Annotated in this window: 20 protein-coding genes and 1 tRNA gene; 4 read left to right on the top strand and 17 right to left on the bottom strand. The window is 51.5% G+C overall.

Translation table 11 applies throughout. The features are described from left to right. Positions 1-276 precede the first annotated feature (276 nt). Positions 277-525, bottom strand: a complete 249-nt coding sequence (locus JW883_13295) for a hypothetical protein (protein ID MBN1843241.1) — start codon at positions 523-525, stop codon at positions 277-279. Between the two features lie 472 nt (positions 526-997). On the opposite strand from JW883_13295, the gene JW883_13290 reads away from it, so the two are divergent. Together JW883_13290 and JW883_13285 are read left to right on the top strand one after the other, a co-directional pair. Then, positions 998-1,933, top strand: coding sequence for a hydrogenase small subunit (locus JW883_13290; protein MBN1843240.1), 936 nt, complete (start codon positions 998-1,000; stop codon positions 1,931-1,933). A 16-nt stretch (positions 1,934-1,949) separates the two neighbouring features. Beyond that, positions 1,950-3,512 carry a nickel-dependent hydrogenase large subunit gene (locus JW883_13285; GenBank protein MBN1843239.1) on the top strand — a complete coding sequence of 521 codons (1,563 nt, stop codon included), beginning with the start codon at positions 1,950-1,952 and terminating at the stop codon, positions 3,510-3,512. A 151-nt stretch (positions 3,513-3,663) separates the two neighbouring features. On the opposite strand, the gene JW883_13280 is transcribed toward JW883_13285, so the two are convergent. The 13 genes from JW883_13280 to JW883_13220 all read right to left on the bottom strand — a co-directional run bounded on the left by JW883_13280 (position 3,664) and on the right by JW883_13220 (position 18,365). Continuing rightward, a complete protein-coding gene (locus tag JW883_13280) occupies positions 3,664-5,142 on the bottom strand; it encodes a DUF4070 domain-containing protein (GenBank protein ID MBN1843238.1) in 1,479 nt (492 codons plus the stop codon). Between the two features lie 476 nt (positions 5,143-5,618). Then, positions 5,619-6,782 carry an inositol-3-phosphate synthase gene (locus JW883_13275; GenBank protein ID MBN1843237.1) on the bottom strand — a complete coding sequence of 388 codons (1,164 nt, stop codon included), beginning with the start codon at positions 6,780-6,782 and terminating at the stop codon, positions 5,619-5,621. A 364-nt stretch (positions 6,783-7,146) separates the two neighbouring features. Next, on the bottom strand, positions 7,147-8,121 hold the full coding sequence (locus tag JW883_13270; protein ID MBN1843236.1) for an RluA family pseudouridine synthase: 975 nt from the start codon (positions 8,119-8,121) through the stop codon (positions 7,147-7,149). A gap of 8 nt (positions 8,122-8,129) precedes the next feature. After that, the gene (locus JW883_13265; protein ID MBN1843235.1) at positions 8,130-8,624 is read right to left on the bottom strand and encodes a CarD family transcriptional regulator; all 495 of its coding nucleotides are present in this window, start codon (positions 8,622-8,624) and stop codon (positions 8,130-8,132) included. A 263-nt stretch (positions 8,625-8,887) separates the two neighbouring features. Then, positions 8,888-10,930 carry a sodium-translocating pyrophosphatase gene (locus JW883_13260; GenBank protein MBN1843234.1) on the bottom strand — a complete coding sequence of 681 codons (2,043 nt, stop codon included), beginning with the start codon at positions 10,928-10,930 and terminating at the stop codon, positions 8,888-8,890. Further along, on the bottom strand, positions 10,927-11,538 hold the full coding sequence (locus tag JW883_13255; GenBank protein ID MBN1843233.1) for an aminoacyl-tRNA hydrolase: 612 nt from the start codon (positions 11,536-11,538) through the stop codon (positions 10,927-10,929). The genes JW883_13260 and JW883_13255 overlap by 4 nt, the downstream gene beginning before the upstream one ends. Before the next feature lie 7 nt (positions 11,539-11,545). Then, on the bottom strand, positions 11,546-12,202 hold the full coding sequence (locus JW883_13250; GenBank protein ID MBN1843232.1) for a 50S ribosomal protein L25/general stress protein Ctc: 657 nt from the start codon (positions 12,200-12,202) through the stop codon (positions 11,546-11,548). A 180-nt stretch (positions 12,203-12,382) separates the two neighbouring features. Continuing rightward, the gene (locus JW883_13245; GenBank protein MBN1843231.1) at positions 12,383-13,321 is read right to left on the bottom strand and encodes a ribose-phosphate pyrophosphokinase; all 939 of its coding nucleotides are present in this window, start codon (positions 13,319-13,321) and stop codon (positions 12,383-12,385) included. A gap of 65 nt (positions 13,322-13,386) precedes the next feature. Then, positions 13,387-13,461, bottom strand: a tRNA-Gln gene (locus tag JW883_13240). Positions 13,462-13,470: 9 nt separating this feature from the next. Then, positions 13,471-14,322 carry a 4-(cytidine 5'-diphospho)-2-C-methyl-D-erythritol kinase gene (gene ispE, locus JW883_13235; protein ID MBN1843230.1) on the bottom strand — a complete coding sequence of 284 codons (852 nt, stop codon included), beginning with the start codon at positions 14,320-14,322 and terminating at the stop codon, positions 13,471-13,473. Positions 14,323-14,406: 84 nt separating this feature from the next. Beyond that, positions 14,407-15,882 (bottom strand): DegQ family serine endoprotease, encoded by a 1,476-nt coding sequence (locus tag JW883_13230; protein ID MBN1843229.1) that lies wholly within the window; start codon positions 15,880-15,882, stop codon positions 14,407-14,409. A 290-nt stretch (positions 15,883-16,172) separates the two neighbouring features. Further along, positions 16,173-16,592, bottom strand: a complete 420-nt coding sequence (locus tag JW883_13225) for a DUF1844 domain-containing protein (GenBank protein MBN1843228.1) — start codon at positions 16,590-16,592, stop codon at positions 16,173-16,175. A gap of 192 nt (positions 16,593-16,784) precedes the next feature. After that, positions 16,785-18,365 (bottom strand): phosphoglycerate dehydrogenase, encoded by a 1,581-nt coding sequence (locus tag JW883_13220; protein ID MBN1843227.1) that lies wholly within the window; start codon positions 18,363-18,365, stop codon positions 16,785-16,787. A 222-nt stretch (positions 18,366-18,587) separates the two neighbouring features. Here JW883_13220 and serC point away from each other — a divergent pair, with 222 nt between their 5' ends. After that, on the top strand, positions 18,588-19,673 hold the full coding sequence (serC, locus tag JW883_13215; GenBank protein MBN1843226.1) for a 3-phosphoserine/phosphohydroxythreonine transaminase: 1,086 nt from the start codon (positions 18,588-18,590) through the stop codon (positions 19,671-19,673). 168 nt (positions 19,674-19,841) lie between these two features. Here serC and JW883_13210 read toward each other — a convergent pair whose 3' ends face one another. Continuing rightward, positions 19,842-20,120: a TMEM165/GDT1 family protein gene (locus tag JW883_13210; GenBank protein ID MBN1843225.1), complete on the bottom strand. Its 279-nt coding sequence runs from the start codon at positions 20,118-20,120 to the stop codon at positions 19,842-19,844. A 41-nt stretch (positions 20,121-20,161) separates the two neighbouring features. Between JW883_13210 and JW883_13205 the strand changes: the two genes are divergently transcribed. Then, positions 20,162-20,809 (top strand): HD domain-containing protein, encoded by a 648-nt coding sequence (locus JW883_13205; GenBank protein ID MBN1843224.1) that lies wholly within the window; start codon positions 20,162-20,164, stop codon positions 20,807-20,809. A gap of 17 nt (positions 20,810-20,826) precedes the next feature. Here JW883_13205 and JW883_13200 read toward each other — a convergent pair whose 3' ends face one another. Both JW883_13200 and JW883_13195 read right to left on the bottom strand, forming a co-directional pair. After that, positions 20,827-21,438 (bottom strand): hypothetical protein, encoded by a 612-nt coding sequence (locus tag JW883_13200; protein MBN1843223.1) that lies wholly within the window; start codon positions 21,436-21,438, stop codon positions 20,827-20,829. Then, positions 21,419-22,054: a hypothetical protein gene (locus JW883_13195; protein ID MBN1843222.1), complete on the bottom strand. Its 636-nt coding sequence runs from the start codon at positions 22,052-22,054 to the stop codon at positions 21,419-21,421. Before JW883_13195 ends, JW883_13200 begins: the two co-directional genes overlap by 20 nt. Positions 22,055-22,163 lie beyond the last annotated feature (109 nt).

Genomic DNA, 22,163 nt, shown 5'->3' with positions numbered 1-22,163 from the left:
GAATGGAAGATCCACGATCCGTTCTTTAGGAGATGGCTGTTGTCAGGACAAAATTAGTTTGATTTGTTTGATAGCAGAACTCGCTTTTCGGGCAAGGAGTATAGGTTGGTTGATAAGAACTTCCTTTTTTGTGTCTGGAGTATAGGGAAATCAAGCATTATTTGCCTGTCCCCTTTTCTTGTCATTGACAAAGGCAGTTCCTTCACGAGCAACCAATGAGGCTAAGAACTACACTTTTTACAGAATTCCATTTTTTTGTCAAATGTGTAGGTCTTGTCAGGAATCAAGTATCTTATTGAGCTTTCCAGCATAGTATAGCGGCAATAACGGGTTTTTTCTGTCACTCCCGCCAACCTTGCCGACAAGCTTTACCGTCCTCTCCGGTGAATACCGCTCTATATAGCTTTTAAGGCTCTTTGCCTTTGTCCGACCTCCTCTTTTAACCTTTACAGGCATGATTTCGGACTCGCCGGTGACGTATAAAAATTCAATTTCAGATTTCCTTTCAGCCCATGAAACTCCCAATTTCCTTGTAGAACATGGAAATGAAAGGGTCGTTATTGAAATAGGGGGCAAAGGGAAAGGTAGAGGGCAGTTTAAACGTAAACACTTCTATAGAGTGCAAGGCCGAGATCGAAAATGCCTGACCAAACATCTGAACCGGTTATAGTCAACACCTGTCCCATATTAGCTCTCAGCCTTTTGGGAATTCCGGATTTGTTGGATGAAAGTATAGGCCGTCACATGGTACAACATTTGCAAGAATTCGATTAAGAATATTATCAAGGGATGTGCCTGAAATGACGATAATAAAAGATACTTGTTTGAGTGTTTCCATTTTGCCTCAGCAATTTCGGTCACAAGTCTATGCGATGCATCAATTGACGAAAAAGGGGGTGCTAAGAAAGCGTTCACCAATCACAGATTGTACAACAATGCTACGAAAGGAGGTTTCAAAGTGAACAGACTATTCGGTGACATATCACGCCGAGACTTCATGAAGTACTGCGCAGGAACGGCAGCCGTGCTCGGCCTTTCAGAGTTGGAGCTATTCTCCAAAGTTTCCGAGGCCCTTGCAGCATCCAGCGCCAAACCGCCGGTTATATGGCTTGAAGGGCAGGACTGCGCAGGGTGCACCATCTCGTTTGCCGGGGCCCTGAACCCGCCTGCGTCCTCCCTGATTCTGGACAAGTTATCCATCCGATACCATGAAACCCTTATGGCTGGTGCTGGGTATCTGGCAGAAGCGACCTACGAGGAGACGGTTAAGGCTGGAGGCTATGTCCTTTGTGTGGAAGGGTCGATTCCCACAGCCGATGACCGGTTTTGCATGGTAGGCGGGCGGCCCTTCAGGGAAATGGTTGAAGAAACCGGCGAGAAGGCCGCTGCTATCATTGCTGTTGGCGCCTGCGCCGCATACGGTGGCATCCCCGCGGCCGGTCCAACAGGCGCTGTTGGTGTCAACAAGATCATCAAGCACAAACCGGTCATCAATCTTCCCACCTGCCCAGTACATGTGGATCATTTGGTGGGAACGGTCCTTTATTTTCTGACTACCGGGAAGGCTCCGCCCCTGGATGACATCGGCCGTCCCAAGATGTATTTTGGCGAACTGATTCACGACAACTGCCGGCGGCGATACTACTTTGACAATGAGATGTTCTTAACAGACTGGAACGATCCGGCACAGAAGAACTGGTGCCTTTACGAAAAGGGCTGCAAAGGGCCGGACACCTACGCGGACTGTGCTGTTCGTCGGTGGAACGACGGGCAGAACTACTGCATCGACTGTGGGGCCGGTTGCATGGGCTGTGCAGAGCCGGACTTTTATGACGGCATGTCGCCTCTGTACACGGCTGAAAGCGAGCGCTCGCGAAATATCATGGCCCGAAAAAAAGCCGGGTTGATTCCGCCATTAGAAAAAAAGGCATGAAAGGAGGTGGTAAGAGATGGGAAAAAAGATTACTGTTGATCCGATTACCAGAATTGAGGGACATCTCGGCATAACAGTCGAGATCGAAAACGGCAAAGTCAAAGACGCGTGGAGCACCGGCACCATGGCCCGCGGGTTTGAGGCCCTTCTTCAGGGAAGAGATCCAAGAGATGCGCCCTTTGTAACGAGCCGCTTTTGTGGCGTGTGTTACAGCGTTCATCAGATGGCAAGTATAAGGGCTCTTGATGAAGCCTTTGGGGCTAATGTTCCCTGGGGCGGGACCCTTTTGAGGAACCTGGCCATGGGAGCACAATTTATCTATGACCATGTTCTCCATTTTTACCACCTCAGTGCCCTTGACTATCTTGATATCATGGCAGTGGCCGCTTACAAGGGAAATGACAAGGCCCTGAATGCTGTGAAAGACAAAATAGTCGGTTTAGTCAAGTCAAATGATACCTTTCCTCTCACCCCCCGGTATAAGCCGGACGAGTTCTGTGTGAAGGACCCGGACATGGTCATTTCGGCAGTCAAGCACTACATTGATGCCCTTGCCATGCAGGCCAGGGCCAGGAATATGGGTGCGATCTTCGGCGGCAGGCAGCCTCATTACCAAAGCCTTGTGGTTGGTGGCTGTACGCAGTATCCTGACGTCAATATGGTGGCGAAATTTCGCACCATGCTGGATGAGCAGGCCAAGTTCGTTAACGAGGTCTATATCCCGGATGTGCTTGCCTTTGGGACAGGCCCTCTATTTCCATTGGCCAAAATGGGTCTGGGTGGTGGCCATTACAACTATCTGTCTTATGGCGCCCTTGAGTTGGATAAGGCGGGCAAGAACCTGGTGTTCCCTGCCGGGGCGATCGAGAACTTGGACCCGACCAATATCAAGGTTCGCAGATTTGATCCCGGCAAGATCACCGAATCCGTCAAATACGGCTGGTACAAAGATGATAAACCGCAGCATCCTTACAATGGCGAGCAGGTCTTTGACCTTGATAAGAAGGAGGCCTACACCTTTGTCAAGGCGCCTCGGTACAAAGGCAAGCCCATGGAGGTCGGCCCGCTTGCAAGGATGCTTGTGGCCAAGAATCCTGATGTCCTGGGGTTGGTCAAGAAGGGCGCAAAACCCGGGGCAGTGGCACGTCATGCGGCCAGGGCCATAGAAACCAAGCTGCTCGTAAACGCGTGCTACAAGTGGTGCGATGAGTTGCTTGCGGAAATGACCAAACCGGGGTTCAAGATCCATGACTCGGCCCACTATGAGCCGCCCGAAAAGGGCGAGGGGGCCGGTTTCTTTGAAGCGCCCCGTGGTGCGTTAGGTCATTGGGTCAAAGTCAAGGACAAGAAGATTGCCAATTATCAGTGTGTGGTTCCTTCAACCTGGAATGCATCGCCTAGGTGCGAGAAAAAGTATCGCGGCCAGTACGAGGAATCGCTCATCGGGGCACCGATCCCTGATGCAGATAACCCCATTAATGTGGTGCGTATCATCCGTTCTTTTGACCCCTGTCTGGCCTGTGCCATTCACCTGATTGATCCGCAAACCAATGAGATCAAGAAATTCCTTGTGGAATGATCAGGCCAAACCAAATCTAGAATCTCCATATGACTTGGGGGGCCGGAATGCCCCCCAAGCTCATTAAACAAGACCTCTGCATAACATCCCCTCTTGCTTCTGCCTCACGTGGAGCTATTTCTAGGGCTGTTGAGTCTAAACGGTCCAGTGATCAAAAGATGTGCAATTCGCAGATTTTGCGGAAATGATGGCCTTGGATCGCCAATGTAACGGCCAGTGAGAACAGCTCGGGGCGGCGAAAAAGCGTCCACAACAACAGCCTCCAATAGTGGAATCGCTCTTTGCCAAAAATACCCAAATGTACGTTGGAACGAAAGAACGCCAGAAAACGCTGAAAGTCGAGCGGAATTTCAATCCTTGGGGCCTTGTATTCTCGCAGGAAGGTCTTAATGCGTTTATAGTAGTATTTGTGTGAATAGATGTGGCTCATTATATTCTTGTACCCCTCATTTAACACACTAAGGTCCATGTTAGGGATTATGTTGGTTGTGCCATCCACGTTATCGCCCGACATATCACCTAGCAGGCGGCCCTCTTGTTTCAAGCGTTCATAAAGTCTTGTGCCGGCAGGAGCCTGAAGCAGACCGACCATTGCAGTCACGATCCCGCTTTTCTGGATAAAATCAATTTGCCGTTGGAAGATGGAATGGGTGTCACTGTCGAAGCCGACAATGAAGCCACCTTGTACTTGCAAGCCGGTTCGTTGGATCCGTTTGACGTCTTCGATTAGGTCACGGTTTCTGTTGTGCATTTTGTTGCATTCAGCCAGACTTTGCTCATCCGGCGTTTCAATCCCGATAAAGACCGCGTCAAAGCCGGCCTCGACCATCATCTCCATTAATGGGTTGTCGTCGGCCAGATTGACAGAAGCTTCCGTATAGAACGGTATCCCTCTCTTGTCTTTCTGCCATTCGATTAACGCAGGCAGGAGCTGGGTCTTAAGATACCTTTTGTTGCCAATGAAGTTGTCATCCACGAAGAAAACCTGCCCACGCCATCCCAGATTATAGAGGCCATCCAGTTCGGCAACAATCTGCTCGGCGCTCTTGATACGCGGCCGGTGCCCGAATAACGCCGTCACATTACAAAACTCGCAATCAAACGGGCAGCCTCTGGAAAACTGGATGCTCATTGAGGCATACCGTTTCAGGTCGGCCAACTCCCACATAGGAGCAGCCGTCTGCCGGATGTCACAAAACTCGGATGTTTCGTAGACGCGCCTGGCACATCCCATTTCCAAATCCGCCAGAAAAGAAGGCAGGGTCAGTTCGGCCTCGTTGAGCACAAAATGATCGACATCCTCAAATTCCTCGTACTCGCTCGTAAAAAGCGGTCCACCAGCTATGACCTTGAGGCCCGCCTCCTTGCACCGTGCAATGGTTTGACGTGCTGACTCTCTTTGCACCACCATGGCGCTGATAAACACGCAATCAGCCCACGTCAGGCCTTGTTCAGTGAGCTTTGTCACATTGAGATCGAATAACCGTTTGGACCATTCTGCCGGGAGCATCGCCCCGAGCGTCAGCAGGCCCAGTGGCGGCAAGGTTGCTTTTTTGCGAATGAACTTTAGTGCGTGCTTGAAACTCCAAAATGTGTCCGGAAATTCCGGGTAGATTAACAGAACGTTCATTTGGTTTCCTTCCCCTGGGCTAGTCCATGCAGGCGTCCTTGGTCTAGCCCATGTTTCCAGGATCCCAGTCTTGTTTTTGCTTTTTCAGCCTTTCATCTATCAGACAATGAAACAAATTTCAAATGATCACAATACGCCCCTTTTATTATGTCAACTATATTGCCGCTGACAATATGCCCACCACTGTGAACAGGAGCCATTGTTTTAGGTTTATCCTACGCTTCGGGGACCATCTTTTTTCCATGAGCCATTCAGATGTTTATCCGTGCTTTGGTTCTCAGACACGGGCCTCATTACTGTCATATCCCCTGATAAGCTGTTTGCCGCAATCCACACAATACGTGTTCATTTCGCGTCGGCTTTCTGCGTGTTTCTCTTCACTGCACTTTCTAATGGGAATGCTTTCATTAGGTACGCCATAGTGAAGCGGATAAGTTATACCCTAAGACATTAAAATGGAAATGAGGGGTTTGCTTTTACCCTTCGGCCACAGCCTGCTGCCTTTGCCGGCGGCGATAATCAAGTATTTCATCCGGCTTCTTTCCTTCGGTTCCGTCGATAAAGGCCTCGGTCATCGTGTAGGCCTGGTCATCTGTGTATTGCCGGGGCGGGTGTTTCATGAAATAGGCCGATGGCCCGTACAGGACGCCGCCCTCCCCCCGGTCCTGGGCCAACTTGCTGCACCTGATAGCATCAATGGCAATGCCGGCGGAATTGGGAGAATCCTCCACTGAAAGGCGCAACTCCAGGTCCATGGGCACATCGCCGAACAGCTTGCCCTCCATTCGAATAAAGCATACCTTGTTATCCTTTTGCCAGGCCACATAATCACTGGGGCCAATATGGATATTCTCATTGTCCAACCGTTTGGCCGCAACCGACTGGACTGCCTCTGTTTTTGACTCTTTCTTGGAGAGAAGGCGGGTGCGATCAAGCATATTCAGAAAGTCGGTGTTGCCGCCCGTATTGAGCTGGTAGGTGCGCTCCAGCTTGACACCCCTTTTCTTGAACAGGTCGGTCAGGGTCCGATGGGTTATGGTGGCTCCGAGCTGGGCCTTGATGTCGTCTCCGATGATGGGAATGTTCTTCTCCTCGAATCGTTTGGCCCAGAAAGGATCACTGACAATGAATACAGGCATGTTATTTACTAAGGCAGCCCCTGCCTCCAAGGCGCACTCGGCATAGAAGCGAGTCGCATCTTCGGACCCAACAGGAAGGTAGTTCAACAAAATCTCCGTGCCGGATTCCTTGAGAATGCGGACGACTTCTTCCATGTCAGGTCCGGGTTCGTCGGCCAAGACAAAGGTGTATTTGTCATCATAATCCCGCATATGTTCAGAAAAACCATCCAGGATATTGCCCATCCTCACAGTAGTGCCTGTTTTTGGAACGTCCTTGTAAAATACGGTGGTGCAATTCGGGGCGGCAAAAATGGCCTCTGCCACGTCCCTGCCGACTTTTCGCTTGTCAATGTCAAACGCTGACACTACCTCGATGTCGCACGGTCTGTATCCCCCGATGTTCCAATGCATCAAGCCTATGGCGTCTTCACCATTCTTGTGCTTGTAATAACTTATTCCTTGAACCAACGAACTGGCGCAATTGCCGACCCCAACAATACCGATCCGAATGTTTTGCATCATTTGTTTGCCTCCCTTGTTCACATCATCAGATTCGCGCGGACTTCACAAACACAACAGATCAACATTTTGCAAACGCCTGTTGGCACAAACCAGCGCCATTCAGAGACCGCCCCCCCATTGTTGACAAAAGCTGCTGCCTAAACTGACAGGCGGCACAAAATGTATGTGCGGGATGGAAGGGGGCACTCGGGAGGAGAGCCAACGTTGGCATTTGGAAAGAGATAACAGGTGATTTGCCACCGGCTGAGGGCATGATCGTCAATTGGCGGGCAGATCCCAACACTTCAAATACCGCATGGGTCAACTTCTTATATGTTTCAAGCTTCATTGTCAAACATCTAACAGTTACTTACTGAGAGCATCAAATACTCTGCATTCCTTGTCCGGTGAGGGCCCGAAGGGACTCCAGCACCGAGGCCATATCCTCTGGCAAAGGGGATTCAAGTCTCATCAATTCCCCTGTGCGGGGATGTGCAAAGGCAAGCTTCCAGGCGTGGAGCATTTGCCGCTTCACGGACCTGAGGATATGCCTGACATCGCGCAATGGCGCGTCCTTCCATCTTTTCGTCCCGCCGTATGTAGCGTCTCCAACCACGGGATGACCTGTGGCCGCGCAGTGGACCCGAATCTGGTGAGTCCGTCCGGTCTTCAGATCAAGCTCAAGTAGAGTCACGCCGGAAAGGGCTTCTTTGATCTTCCAGCCGGTCTCCGTAGACCGACTTCTCCTGCTCTTTGTGGACATCTTTTTCCGATCGACAGGATGGCGACCTATAGGCAAGTCGATGACCCCTGCCGATGCCTTCATATCTCCCCAAACCAGGGCCAGATATTGTTTCTGCACCTGGCGCTTTCTAAACTGGCGGCTCAGGCAGTCGTGGGCCATGTCATTTTTTGCAACCACCAGGGTCCCGGAAGTGTCCTTGTCAAGACGGTGGACGATGCCTGGCCGGAGATCACCCCCGATGCCTTGCAGGTCCCGACAATGGTAGAGCAATGCATTTACAAGGGTTCCGCTCTGGTGACCCGCCGCAGGGTGGACTACAAGGCCGGGAGGTTTGTTCAATACAATGATCTCCGAATCCTCATAAAGGATAGCAAGAGGAATCGGTTCGGGCTTACAGGTAATGGGCTGTGGGATTGGGATTTCAGACCGGACAACATCGCCGCGTCTGGCGACATACGCGGGTTTTGTCGTCAGGCTATTGACCGTAACGCGCCCTTCTCGAATCAATCGCCCCACATAGGACCGGGACAGGGCAGGAATTCGTGCTGCTATGACCGTGTCGAGGCGGCGTCCTGCTTCCTTTTCTGTTGCCGTAAGACTGAAAACAGGCACCCCGCCCCTCAGTCATTTTCTTCCAGATCAAATATGGAGTTAATATCCGACATGATAGCGCCCTCGTCCGTCTTCTTGGAGATTGAAAGCTCTTTGAGAAGAAGACTTTGAGCGGTATCGAGCATCTTGCGTTCCCCAAAAGAGAGGTCTTTGTCTTCCTTGAGCAGGTACAGATCGCGGAGCACTTCAGCCACTTCGTAGACTGAACCGGTCTTGATCTTTTCCATGTATTCGCGGTATCGTCGATTCCAAGTCTGATTATCCGCGGGCATGTCGCGCTTTTTCATAATCTCATAGACTTTTGCCACGTCCCCTACGTCTATGATATCCCGCAACCCCACTGACTCAACGTTGCTTACGGGGATCATAATAATCATATTATTATCAAGGATCTTCATGATATAGAAATCTTGTTCTTCCCCCGAGATTTTCCGTGTCTCGATGGACTCGATGCGCCCCACGCCGTGGGCAGGATAGACTGCCAGGTCGCCAATCTTAAACATGCTAAAAGCTCCCGTCTTCTCCAAAGGGTAGGAGTATTTTCGTTATTAGGCATCTTCTTATACCACTTTTTTGTGGCACAATCAACCCATAACCCTTTCCTTGACTGCTAACGCATGTTTTTCCCCTCACCCCCGCATCAAGTGCGGGGCAGGCTCTATCCCTCTCCCCCAGGGGAGAGGCAAAAAGAGCCATCACAAAAAAAGGATTGGTGTGAACGCCACACCAATCCTTTTCATAATGGGTTAAATATGTTGTACTTTTCTTAGATCAGGAACGGCACCATCAAAAGGGCTACGACGTTCAGGATCTTGATCATCGGGTTTACGGCAGGACCTGCTGTGTCTTTGTACGGGTCGCCAACCGTGTCACCGGTGACCGCAGCCTTGTGGGCCTCGCTTCCTTTGCCGCCAAGATGGCCGTCTTCGATGTACTTCTTGGCATTGTCCCAGGCCGCGCCTCCTGTGGTCATGGAAATCGCGACAAAAACACCCGTGATGATACTACCGATCAACACAGCTCCCAGGGCAACCGGTCCAAGGAAAAACCCGACGATAATCGGCGTGACCACTGGGATAAGGGACGGAACTACCATCTCTTTAAGGGCAAAACGGGTCACGATATCCACGCAGGCGCCATAATCGGGTTTCCCAGTGCCTTCCATGATTCCGGGAATTTCCCTGAACTGCCGCCTTACCTCAATGACGACCTGGCCACCGGCTTTTCCGACTGCCATCATGGCAATGGAGGCAAAGAGATAGGGAAGGAGCCCTCCGATGAAAAGACCGATGATCACGTACACGTTGCCCAGCTCAAAAGACAACGCCTCGGCCGCTCCGCCTGCGGCATGGGAGGCTTCGGTGAGGTCCTGAATGTAGGCGGCAAAGAGCACGAGGGCTGCCAAGCCGGCAGAACCGATGGCATAGCCCTTGGTAACGGCCTTGGTGGTGTTTCCAACGGCATCCAGGGGATCGGTCACTGCGCGCACACTTTCATCCATATCTGCCATCTCGGCGATACCGCCTGCATTGTCGGTGATAGGCCCGTAGGCGTCAATGGCTATAACCATGCCGGTCATCGACAGCATGCTCATGGCCGCCATGGCGATGCCAAACAGGCCTGCCAACTGATATGAGGTGAAAATAGCGGCACAGATCAGAAAAACCGGAACGGCCGTGGACTGCATGCTCACTGCAAGGCCTGCGATGATGTTGGTGCCATGGCCCGTAGTCGAAGCCTGGGCAATACCCTTAACAGGAGCTCGAATGCCCGTATAGTATTCGGTTATGATCACGATGCCGACTGTGAGGACCAGACCGATCAGGGTAGCCAGATAAATGTTCATAAAGGGCATACCGAGTTCGCTCATCATGGCCTTGGTTGCCGGGTAAAAGGCAGCGCCCGCAAGAATGGCTGATCCGAACATCCCCTTGTAAAGGGCGCCCATGATATACCCGCTGGAGCCAAGCTTTACAAACCAGCTTGCAATGATAGACGCAAAAATGGAGATGGCGCCCAGCACGAGCGGGAAGGTAACTGCCTTGTGGTAAACTTCCGGTCCAACTTTGGACTCCGGAAAAAGGAGGTGGGCCAGGAGCATGGCAGCCACGGCTGTCACAGCATAGGTCTCAAAGAGGTCTGCGGCCATGCCTGCGCAGTCGCCCACATTGTCACCCACGTTGTCGGCAATAGTTGCAGGGTTTCTGGGATCATCTTCCGGGATTCCGGCTTCGACCTTGCCGACGAGATCCGCGCCAACGTCAGCGCCCTTGGTGAAAATCCCGCCACCGAGCCTGGCAAAGATGGATATCAAGCTGCCGCCAAATCCGAGGGCTATCAGGGCCCTGATGTCATGTGTGATGGTATAATAGCCGGCCACAGATGCCAGGGCCAGACCGGCCACGATCATGCCCGTTACAGAGCCTCCTTTAAAGGCCAGGGAGAGCCCGGCTGCCATCCCTTTCTTGGCGGCCTCTGCCGTTCGCACATTTGCAAGGACCGACACGCGCATGCCAATATAGCCTGCACAATAAGAAGCAGTGGCGCCGATAATAAAGCCGACGGCAGTCTGGATGCCAAGGGTCGCCCCGATAATAACCACGATGACGCCAGCGGCTACAAGAACAGTTTTCAACTGGCGGTTCAGATACGCAATAGCGCCTTCCTTGATTGCGGCGGCGATTCCGCCCATTTTCTCGTCCCCGGCAGGGGCGCTTTTTACCGCACTGGCCAACAACAAGGCGTAAACTACACCGGCAAGGCCTACCAGTGCACAATAAAGCTCCGCATTACTAATAAATTTAGTCATAGTCTCCTCCCAACATTACTTTCTGTAATTGTTTTGCCATGAAATCGATTCATCGCCTCTCTCACCCCTTGGAAGAGTATCGTCTCCACCGCACCCTGTGCCGCAGAGATAACCTCCTCCAAGAATGGTTCCTGTTGGGCATCAAATCTTCCCAGCACATACTCTTTGACCCCCTGCCGGGATTCGGGACGCCCAATGCCGATACGGAGGCGGGCAAATGCACCGCTCCCCAACGCCTCGATCAGAGACTTCACGCCATTATGTCCTCCATCCCCTCCTTTCTGCTTAATCTTTAGTTTGCCAAATACAAGATCTGTGTCATCGTGGATGACTAAGATATCTTGCGTCCCTACTTTGTAGAAGTGAGCCAAATCCCTGACTGCCGGCCCGCTCCGATTCATAAAGGACATGGGCTTGGCCAGTATGACCGCTTGCCCTTCCACCTTGCCCCGCCCGAAAATAACCTTAAACTTACGCTTATCGAGTAAAATCTCATGGGCCTGTGCCAGTTGATCCGCCACCCTGAATCCCATGTTGTGGCGGGTGAACCGATACTGTTCGCCCGGGTTGCCCAGCCCCACAATTAAGCGAACCCGATCCTCCGGCATTTAGCCTCTACTTGTCAGCCCCTTCTTCGGCAATTTTGGCTTCCTCGCCTGGGGCCTCTTCAGCTTCTTCGAGTTCTTCTGCTGGGACTTCTTCTTCCTCCACAACAGGCGCTACAACCGTGACCACGGTAAAATTGGTATCAAACTGGAGCGTTAGCTTCTCTCCTAAACTAATATCCTCTACGTGCACGGAATCCCCAATGTCGAGATCGGACACATCAATGCTAATCTTGTCCGGGATATCCGCAGGCAGGCAGGAGACCTCCAATCGGTGGCTAACCAGTTGTAGAAAACCTCCGCGCTCGACGCCTATGGATTTTCCGGTTAGCTCAACCAGGACCTCTAGTGTAATTTCCTCATCCAGGGATATTTCATAGAAGTCGACATGAAGACACTGCCTGGTTACAGGAGCAGTCTGCATATCTTTTATCATGGCCGTTCTATTCTGCGTGCCCCCGTTCTTGATAACTAAATCCAGGATAGCGTGTTCGCCCCCGCTTTCCTTATGGATCTTGCCAAGATCAAAGTCTGATATGGTCAGGAGTATCGATTCAGTCTTAGGGCCGTACAGGACGGCCGGAATCAGGCCTTGCCGCCTGAGCGCCCGCGCCTGGCCCTTTCCAGTGCTTTTACGTTGACTTGCTTCAAGCTGAAATGTTTCCAATTATGCCTTCCTCCATGAAATCGCTTCGCGATTTCATATAACGCGGCGCCGACTTCGCCATAGTAGCCTTTTCAGCCGTCGTAGCCAAGGCTACTATGGCGAAGTCGGCGGCTACGACGGCTGAATTCGCCGCTTGTATTAAGAAAAGTCCCACAATAGTCATAAAATCGCGAAGCGATTCTATACGAAGAGGGAACTCACAGAACTGCCCGTATGAGAGCGGTGAATTGCCTCTGCCAAAAGCTTGGATACGGATAGCACACGGATCTTGTCACACGCCTTGGCCTTTCCATTTAAGGGGTTGGTATTGGTCACCACGAGCGTCTTTATGTCTGACTTGGCAATGCGGTCTACAGCAGGACCTGACAGTACTGCGTGGGCGCAACAAGCATGAACCTCCAAAGCGCCGTGCTCCCTTAGGGCCGAAGTCGCTTCGATGATAGTCCCTGCGGTATCCACCATATCATCAAGTATAACGGCCACTTTTCCCTGGACATCACCGACCACATGCATGGCCTCGGCCTGGTTGGGCGCCACCCGTCGTTTGTCGATAATGGCCAGTTGGGTGTGGAGACGCTTGGCAAAGGCCCGGGCACGTTCGACACCTCCTGCGTCGGGAGAGACGATGACCGTATCGTTTTTTAGCTCCTGTCTAATATGCTCTAGGAGGACCGGCGCTGCAAAGAGGTTGTCCACTGGAATATTGAAAAACCCCTGGATCTGCCCGGCGTGAAGATCCAGGGTGATGACGCGGTCAGCGCCCGCTACCGTGAGTATGTCGGCCACCAGTTTTGCGCTAATGGGCACGCGAGACGCAACCTTCTTGTCCTGCCGGGCATAGCCATAGTAGGGCATGACTGCTGTGATTCTCTGCGCTGATGCGCGCTTGAAGGCATCCAGCATCAACAGGAGTTCCACCAGATGGTCATTCACAGGGGCGCAAGTGGACTGCAAGACAAAAACGTCCTTGCCTCGCACATTCTCACTGATTTCTACCTGGATCTCACCATCGCTGAACGTTTTTACCTCGGCCTCGCCCAACCTGATCCCTATGTGATGGCAAATATGCTTGGCCAGGTCACGATTAGAGTTTCCCGCAAACAGAATAAGACTATGCATTAATGACAGCCCACACTTGGCACCACGTCCAAATTATGATGGTACAAAATCGCGAAGCGATTTTATGGCTGGGGTGGGAGGATTCGAACCTCCGAATGCAGGAACCAAAATCCTGTGTCTTACCACTTGACGACACCCCAACATAGTCATCAAGGGAGCAACGACTTCACCAGAAAAGTATTCCAACGCCGCAGATGCTGTACTCTTCGAAACGTCTCAGAGGCCTCTTGCAGGGTATGAAAAAGCCCGAAAACTGTAGGGCCGCTTCCGGACATGAGCGCTCCCCTCGCGCCGAGATCAAGAAGGGCCTTTTTGATGGTGTTTATCTCAGGCAACTTCTCAACGGTTACTTGCTCTAAATCATTACACAAAAGGCCCTTGAGCTTGGAAAGGTCCTCCAAAAACTCAGAAACCATATAATTTTCTTCACAATTTGTCAATCGTAAATTTAGGTGTTCGTAGGCCCATGCTGTAGATATCTGGAATTTTGGGCACACCAAGACGGCCCAAAATGGCGGCATCCTGTCAAAGGGCTCCAAATGCTCCCCAACTCCTCTAGCCACAGCCGTATGTCTGAAGAGAAAAAAGGGGACATCTGCGCCCACCTTTAGTCCCATGTCCATAAGCTCCTTGTCATTTAGAGGAAACCCGTAATGCTCGTTCAATCCCATTAGCACGGCAGCCGCATTGCTGCTCCCACCACCCAGACCTGCAGCTACCGGGATCACCTTCTCTATGGAGATGCCCGCACCATCATCTCTTGATACGGCTTCAAAAAACAAGGCAGCCGCCTTGAAAGCTGTGTTGGTTTCCCCTTCCGGGACCCCGGGATGGACGCAATGGACGCTTATGGATGGTTTGTCAAAAGAAAGGGTTACCGTGTCAAACAGATCAACACGGCACATGAGGGTCACGATGTCATGAAAGCCATTTTCCCGTTTTCCGACTACTCTAAGAAAAAGATTTATCTTAGCAGGCGATGATATAGCGAGTGTAGTCATGTTCCCGGTTTAGCCCGTTGGCCGGTGTGCCGGTCATGTGTTTAGGAACCAGATCAACGGGCCCAACAGGTTCAACCGACTAACCTATTTTGTAATGTTCAGTGCAACAAAGCCGGCCTTTCTCCTTACCAGGAGGGGAACGGTCTCGCCTTTTTTCACCTTTCCTATGTGTCTCTGATAATCCTCAAGGGTTTTAATTGGCTCATGACCTATCTCCAGGATAAGATCTCCTTCACGGACTTCGGCCTCGTCCGCCGGACCACCCTCTTCAACGCCTATTACCACAACACCTTCAGCATCAGGGATCCGGAACTGTCTCGCCAGCTCCGGGGTGAGCGGAGATACTGTCATGCCCAGCTCGGTCTCTTCTGTGGCCCCCTTTGTGGTCAGCGCCTCTTTCTCATCAGTGCGTTTCACGATCTTGACACTGAAAGTGCGCTCTTTTCCTTCTCTAAGCACCCTGAGCGTGACTCGCTTGCCAACAGAGGTCTCTGCGATAGCTCGGGACAAATCCCTGCTGCTTTCAATCTTCTTCCCATCCGCTGCAATGATCACGTCTTTTGCACGGATGCCCGCCTTGTCCGCAGGGTCGCCCTCGAAGACTTCTCCGATCAGCGCCCCCTTGCCGTCCTTCACACCGTAATAATCGGCGAGTTCCGGAGTCAGATCCTGAATGCTCACACCGAGCCAGCCACGCGTTACCACGCCGGAGGCCTCAAGCTGTCCGATAATGCCGCGGGCCAGATTTACGGGGATTGCAAACCCAATTCCGACATTGCCACCGCCCCTGGAGACAATGGCCGTGTTGATGCCAACTACCTCGCCCTTCATGTTAACCAGGGGTCCGCCGCTGTTTCCGGGATTGATGGAGGCATCGGTCTGGATAAAATCATCGTAAGGACCGGAGCCGATAACCCGGCCCTTGGCGCTGACAATACCTGCGGTGACAGTGTGTTCCAACCCAAAGGGGCTTCCAATGGCCACGACCCATTCACCTACCTTCACGTCGTCCGAATCGCACAACTTGGCGATTTGAAAACCTTTCAGCCCCTTGGCCTTAAGCAAGGCAATATCGGTTTTTTGGTCTCGCCCAACGATTTCAGCATTATACTCTTTGCCGTTTTTGAGCTTTATTTTGATCTTGTCGGCATTTTCTACCACGTGATTGTTGGTTACGATATGCCCTTCCTCGTCAATGATGAAGCCAGAACCAAGACTGCGCTGTTTGAACTCCTTTTGTCTTCCGTCTCCGAAAAACCTCTCAAAAAAATCATGAAAGGGGTCATCCTTGCTAAAGGGGCTTTGAAAATGTCTGAAGGCCGGCCCAGTCCTTTTTATTACCTTTTCGGTGCTAATATTGACCACGGCCGGACTAACCGCCTGTGCTATTTCCGTAAAACTGCCCGGCACGATTGCCGTCGGAGATGGACTCGAAGCCGTGGTATTCTCGGTAATGTCAAGGCCTGCGGCAAGGAGCATGCCTGCCAGTGCAGAAACCAGCGCAACAGACAGCAAGGCCAGGCGTCGTGTATTCGTGCTAGTTGGGTCTATCGGTCTCATTTACATTTTTCCTTCCACGGTTGATGGTTTCGTAAAAAATCTCAATAAGCTGCCATTTCGAGTGAAGCGTCCGCCCTGCCCGCCCTGGCGCGACAGAAGTTGGACAGTGCCCAGGAGAGAAAAACCCGGTCTGGGCCAGGGGCGCGACATGAGAATAATAACCGGCGCTATTTAAGAACCTGGTCTGGGCCAGGGAGAAATCTTGTAATGTCCTGACCGTGCGCTATATTGGCTAAGCTTTCTCACATTCGTTCGAAATGACAAAGCAGGTGAACTATTACGGTTTCAATTCATGAGGCTTCTTTCACATATCGCATTCTTAGATCATAAAGAATGTTTGTCAGAAGGGTTTCTTCATCATCGGTCAGGTTTCCCCTGGTCTTTTCTTCCAACATCCCGAGGATATCAATCGTATGTTTGGCCATGGGGAGGCTTTTGCGTTTCGAACCCGTTGCAGGATCCGGTATTTCCCCAAAATGGAGAATGGCTGATGAGCTGAGTGAAAAAACAAACGTAGAAAAATTGACTTCAGGAAGCCGGATCTCCTCATCCGCTGCTGTTTTTCCCTCAGCCTTGGGAGCGCCCTCTTCTGGAGCTTGTTCTGCCTTGTCCTCTTTGGTTTCTGGCGCTGCATCAGGTGTGGGTTCTCCGGATTCTGAGGAAAAAGCTCGCTTGTCCTTTATGACAAATCCCTTTTCTTCTTCCGCCATGCTCCCCTCCTTGCTTTCACTACTGTCTATAGCCTGACGAGACAATGGTTTCACGAGATGATATATCTTATATTAATACGTACTCTAAACCACGTTGTCAAGATTGTGTTTCCTTTCCAAATCCTTTGGTTTCTGCTCTCCCGATTGATAAGATCAAGCAGGAAGTGCGTTGTTGGAATCCTGAGCGGTGGACTACAATTCCAGTGGCGTGACCGACTTAATCAAGGGAAGGGCTTGCAGCTCCTCAAGGGTCTCTGGCGCTACGGGAGTATCTGTATCCAGGAAGATCACATTTCGGCCGCCATCTTTCTCCTGACCCACGTACATCCGAGCAATATTTACGTTGTGTTTGCCGAGTACCGTTCCGATGCTCCCGATGGCGCCGGGCTTGTCTACGTTATGGATGAGAAGAAGGTGGCCTTCGGGAATGACTTCCAGCCTGAAGTTGTTGATCCTGACAATCCTCGGTTCGTGCTTGCCAAATATGGTTCCGGAGACCGTGTTGGATCCTTCGGCGGCCACAGCGTTCATGGTGACAAGATTCGTGTAGTCTTCAGTCTCGACACTCCGAGACTCAACGATTCTAATGCCCCGTTCTTTAGCGATTACAGGGGCATTGATGAAATTGACCTCATCTTTGAGAAACGGAGAGAGCAACCCTTTCAAAGCAGCCGTTGTGACAGGGGCCATGTCGAAGCCCACAAAATCTCCCGAATACATGATGGTGACCTCCTGTATGGCCCCTTCGGCAAGCTGGGCCTGGAGGTTACCCATACGTTCGGCCAAGCTCAAGTAAGGCCTGAGCTTGGCCAACAAGTCACCGGTGACAGAGGGGACATTTACGGCATTCATTATTGTTCCTGTTTGAAGGTAACAGATGATCTGTTCAGCCACTGCCACCGCCACGTTGGTCTGGGCCTCAGCCGTGGACGCCCCCAGGTGAGGAGTGCAAATGACGTTGTCGAATTCAAACAAAGGTGAGGGGCCCGGAGGCTCAGTCTCAAAGACATCCAGGGCGGCGCCTCCCACCTTGCCCGTTCGAAGGGCCTCGGTCAGGTCCTTTTCGTTCACAATACCGCCACGGGCGCAGTGGATTATCATCACGCCGGGCTTCATCCGTTCGAAGGCTTGCTTGTTGACCAGGTTGATTGTGTCTTTCAGCTTGGGCACATGAACGGTGATGTAGTCCGAACGTCTGTAAAGGTCTTCCAGGGAGACCACCTCAAACCCGGCTTGCTCTACCAGTGCTTTGTTTACGTAGGGATCGTGCACTATCACCTGCATCTTAAGTCCCCTGGCGCGGTCAGCTACAATACTCCCGATCCGGCCGTAGCCAAGGACTCCCAGGGTTTTGTTAAAGATTTCTTTGCCTTGCAGATGTTTCTTTTCCCACCTGGCAGCTTTCAAGGACGCTGTCCCCTGGGGGATGTTGCGCGAAAGGGCAAGCATCATGGCAATGGCATGCTCGGCAGTGGTCACGACATTTCCCTCTGGGGTGTTCATGACAGCGATGCCTTGTTTCGTGGCTGCCGGTATGTCCACATTATCGAGCCCGATACCTGCCCGCCCTATCACTTTCAGCCGGGAAGCTGCCTTAATGATCTCCCCGGTCACTTTAGTGGCGCTTCTGATGACCAATGCTTCGTAGTCACCTATGATTGCCTTTAGCTCCTCTGGCGCCAGGCCAACGTTCACGTCAACCTCAATGCCCTCTGCTTCTTCGAACATCTTGATGCCGACATCTGCAAGCTTATCACTTACCAGGACTTTCAATTTTCTCTCTCCTTCAACGATTCCTCATCATCATTGATGAAAATGACCGCGCCATCGGCGTGGTTGAGACTTCTCGCGAAACCGTCATAATTTGACCACATCAGGCATATTTCTTACTTCTAAAGTGAATAACTTGTCAAGAGGCTGAATCCTTGTTTGAGGGTTTTCCTCTTGACACCTGCGACCTTTTCTTTATAGCTTCGATGCAATCAGGAGGTTGAAATGAAAGGGAGAATCCATAACTTCAACGCGGGGCCGGCGGCTCTTCCGTTGCCGGTTTTAGAGGAAATTCAGGCAGAGTTTCTGGATTTCAAAGGCTCCGGCATGTCCATCACCGAAGTGAGCCATCGATCGAAATGGTTTGATGACGTTATTGAGAATGCTGTGGTCCGTGTGAGGCGGCTCCTTGATCTGGATGAGCGCTTTCATGTGGTATTTCTGCAAGGGGGGGCAAGCATGCAGTTTTGCATGGTTCCCATGAACCTGTTACCCGATGGCCAGTCTGCTGATTATGTGAACACCGGCACCTGGGCCACCAAGGCGATCAAAGAGGCAAGGATTCAGGCAAAGGAGGTCAATGTGGTTGCCACCTCGGAGGAGCAGAATTTTTTGTGTATCCCCAAAGATATATCCTTTAGTCCGCATGCCGCCTACGCGCACATTACTTCCAACAATACAATCAAGGGTACCCAATGGGCATCTTTTCCCGACACCACAGGAATCCCCCTGATCAGTGACATGTCTTCGGACATCATGAGCAGACCCCTAGACCCTTCTCCTTTTGGCTTGATTTATGCCGGAGCTCAAAAGAACCTCGGCCCGGCAGGAGCCACCCTGGTCATTATTCGCCAGGACATGCTGGAACGTGTGCCCCAGGATCTTCCCACCATGCTCAAGTATACGACTTTTGTGGAGAAAAATTCTATGTTCAACACCCCCCCCTGTTTTGCCATTTACACGATTCAACTGGTGCTAAAATGGCTGGAAGAGACAGTTGGGGGGCTTGAAAAGATGGCGGTCTTGAACCGGCAAAAGGCAGATCTCCTTTATCATGCCATTGACAAAACAGGGTTTTATTCGGGCGCCGCCGAAAAGGATAGCCGCTCGCTCATGAACGTGACCTTTCGCCTCCCAAGTGAGGAACTGGAAAGAGACTTTGTCCAGCAAGCCCTGGACAATGGCATGGGCGGACTGAAAGGGCACCGTTCCGTGGGAGGGTGTCGGGCCTCGATCTATAATTCAACCTCTCCTGAGGCGGTCAGGGCCCTGGTGGATTTCATGGAGGAATTTGCCCGAAAGCATGGCTGACGGCTTCGCAAAAAGTCCAACTTCTGCGTTGCGCTGCATCCTTCGTCACTGCGGCGTACCATATGTACGCCTCATTCCTCAGGATTTGCGCGCCTTGAATTTGGAACTTTTTGCTTTGCCGTCTAATGCGAACTTTTGGGGGAACCAGTATGGCAAGTGCCCCTTTTTCTATCTACTTCCTGAAGAGACTATCATCCATATGCCCAGTAAGACAAAGAGTGCCCCTGCCCCTGTCTTCACGTAGTTTGCCGGAACAAGCCTGCCCAGCCCGGCGCCAACCACGACAGCCAGCAAGGAGGTTACCACAAGAGCCCCTGCAGAGCCGAGGAACACGGCAAGCCGAGACTCGCTTTCGGCGGCAAAAGACAAAGTGGCGAGCTGCGTCTTATCTCCAAGCTCGGCGAGAAAGATCATTCCAAACGTTGTGAACAATACCTTTAGATCCATATGGTAACCTCCTAACCCAGATAAACCGGAACCAAAAAAGAATGTCAGTGATGTCTACTATTGAGCAGATCAAGGCCTTTGCTGCAAGGTGTTTTTCTCATGCCCGAGGCAGCCATGACTGGGAACACAGCCAGCGAGTCTATAACCTGTGTATGCATATAGGCCGGGTTGAGAGGGCGGATTTGGAGGTATTGGAGATTGCGGCTTACCTTCATGATGTTGGGCGCTCCTGTGAGGATGAATCAAAAGGAGGGGTTTGCCACGCGGAAAAAGGGGCCGAGATGGCCCGTGAGGTCTTGGCAAAATACTCAATTGCCGAGGAGCAAAAGGCCAACATCATCCACTGTATCCGAACGCACAGGTTCCGCGGAAACCACCATCCTGAAACCCTGGAGGCCCGGGTGCTCTTTGATGCCGATAAACTGGATGCCATTGGCGCTGTTGGGATTGCCAGGGCTTTTCTCTTCGCCGGAGAGGTGGGGGCCAAGCTCCATAATCCTCATGTGGAACCGGAGGATACGGAACCGTACACAGAGGAAGACACTGGATATCGGGAATACAGGCTGAAACTTTCCAGGATCAAAGACCGTATGCTAACAGCAGAAGGTCGACGCATGGCCGAAGAGAGACACAGATTCATGGATACATTTTTTCAAAGGTTTACCCAGGAATATGAGGGGGACAAATAGGGGGCTAACGTGTCTTCTCACTCAAGGTAATGCTCCTTCAGGCGGTAGAATTCCTCTAACTCCGGGGCCGAGATTTCAAGGGCGTCTGATGTCTCTGTTTCCTCTGTTGGCGGCGCTTCTTCTTGACTTCCATGCTTTTCCGGCGGCGCATCTTGGGCAAGGTCCCCAGGTGTCATACGTTGAAAGTATGCTGCGGGCTCATCAAGGCCTTCAACCTGCAGAATGTTGTATTTGACAAGGTGAACATTGAATTTTCCGCCCAGCTTATCCATCACGCACTCGATTGCAGCAGAAAAATCATTAGAGAAAAGATGCATATCCAATCCGGTCTTTCCGTTGTGAAAAACCTCGCTGATTGTGAGGAATTGCTCAAGCCACCAATAGTAGGACATTGACGAAACAATGAACTTCTCAGTATCCCTTGCGTCATTTATCCGGGCGACCATCAAGAGCGTTTTCTCGCCATTTACAAATGCAAGATCTGATGAGCCGAACTGGGGAGATTCAATGTTGTCTAGGAGAACGAGGTCTTTATTCGAGCCGGAATGCATCAAGAATCTCTTTGCCGCATCCACCAATTCGTCTCTTGTAATCGCTGTGGAAACAGCGTCATAGACTGTCTTTGCCATTGTTGATTCCTTTCAGATGAGTGTTCTCCTGGATCAGTCTGTCCGCCAGCTTGCCCATTGTCTGAGAAACGGGCGATTCCGCCTCAGGCAGTAAAGGAGCCCTGCCAAGGATCGAGGGGAACAACCCTTCCCCTTTGGGAGTGGTCCCCACCAGGCGTATCTTGCACGAGAGAAACTTGTGCGCCATCTCCGTGATCACTCTAAAAGCTGCCTCAGCCTTCTCAGGAAGATCTTCCTCCAATATCAAGAGCCCTACCTCTTTGCAAGACATGCCTTGGGAAATCTGCTTGATCAACAAATATGAGTTCAATAGTTCCTCTGAACGTACAATCGTGGGAACTATGAAAAAAGCATTCACAAGAAGAGGCTTTTTGGCAAGAAGGCTCTCTGAAGAGACAAAAACCAACGGCGGCTTGCGCTTTACCCGCACAGTGGAGAAGGCTTCATTGAGTCCTTCTTTTTCTGCTGTGTCAGAAGGCAAAACGCTGCTTTGTCCGGTGTCGACCTGAACCTCTTTTTTTGTGCATGCTTTTGCATCATGCGGCTGAGGGTGGCCGGACAGGAACAAATGAGATACTTCTTCTAACCCTCTGCCCAGTTTTCTCTTCTCTTCCATTCGGGACAAATCCATCCCTGATGGCTTCGCAAGATGGCCATCTACGTTCCGCTGCAGCGGGATTCATTTTCAGTCATTGCAGCGTACTTCAAGTCCGACTCATTCCTCA

The organism is Deltaproteobacteria bacterium, assembly GCA_016930875.1.
Taxonomy (GTDB): Bacteria; Desulfobacterota; Desulfobacteria; order Desulfobacterales.
Note: the sequence above shows the minus strand (reverse complement) of the source record. Positions and strands in the feature narration are given on the sequence as shown.

Coding starts and splice junctions, on each gene's coding strand:
- JW883_13260 (MBN1843234.1), bottom strand. CDS start 10,930: ATGACTAAATTTATTAGTAATGCGGAGCTTTATTGTGCACTGGTAGGC.
- JW883_13225 (MBN1843228.1), bottom strand. CDS start 16,592: ATGGCGGAAGAAGAAAAGGGATTTGTCATAAAGGACAAGCGAGCTTTT.
- JW883_13255 (MBN1843233.1), bottom strand. CDS start 11,538: ATGCCGGAGGATCGGGTTCGCTTAATTGTGGGGCTGGGCAACCCGGGC.
- JW883_13200 (MBN1843223.1), bottom strand. CDS start 21,438: ATGGCAAAGACAGTCTATGACGCTGTTTCCACAGCGATTACAAGAGAC.
- JW883_13210 (MBN1843225.1), bottom strand. CDS start 20,120: ATGGATCTAAAGGTATTGTTCACAACGTTTGGAATGATCTTTCTCGCC.
- JW883_13280 (MBN1843238.1), bottom strand. CDS start 5,142: ATGAACGTTCTGTTAATCTACCCGGAATTTCCGGACACATTTTGGAGT.
- JW883_13195 (MBN1843222.1), bottom strand. CDS start 22,054: ATGGAAGAGAAGAGAAAACTGGGCAGAGGGTTAGAAGAAGTATCTCAT.
- JW883_13285 (MBN1843239.1), top strand. CDS start 1,950: ATGGGAAAAAAGATTACTGTTGATCCGATTACCAGAATTGAGGGACAT.
- ispE (MBN1843230.1), bottom strand. CDS start 14,322: ATGACTACACTCGCTATATCATCGCCTGCTAAGATAAATCTTTTTCTT.
- JW883_13290 (MBN1843240.1), top strand. CDS start 998: ATGAAGTACTGCGCAGGAACGGCAGCCGTGCTCGGCCTTTCAGAGTTG.
- JW883_13205 (MBN1843224.1), top strand. CDS start 20,162: ATGTCAGTGATGTCTACTATTGAGCAGATCAAGGCCTTTGCTGCAAGG.
- JW883_13230 (MBN1843229.1), bottom strand. CDS start 15,882: ATGAGACCGATAGACCCAACTAGCACGAATACACGACGCCTGGCCTTG.
- serC (MBN1843226.1), top strand. CDS start 18,588: ATGAAAGGGAGAATCCATAACTTCAACGCGGGGCCGGCGGCTCTTCCG.
- JW883_13245 (MBN1843231.1), bottom strand. CDS start 13,321: ATGCATAGTCTTATTCTGTTTGCGGGAAACTCTAATCGTGACCTGGCC.
- JW883_13265 (MBN1843235.1), bottom strand. CDS start 8,624: ATGTTTAAGATTGGCGACCTGGCAGTCTATCCTGCCCACGGCGTGGGG.
- JW883_13275 (MBN1843237.1), bottom strand. CDS start 6,782: ATGCAAAACATTCGGATCGGTATTGTTGGGGTCGGCAATTGCGCCAGT.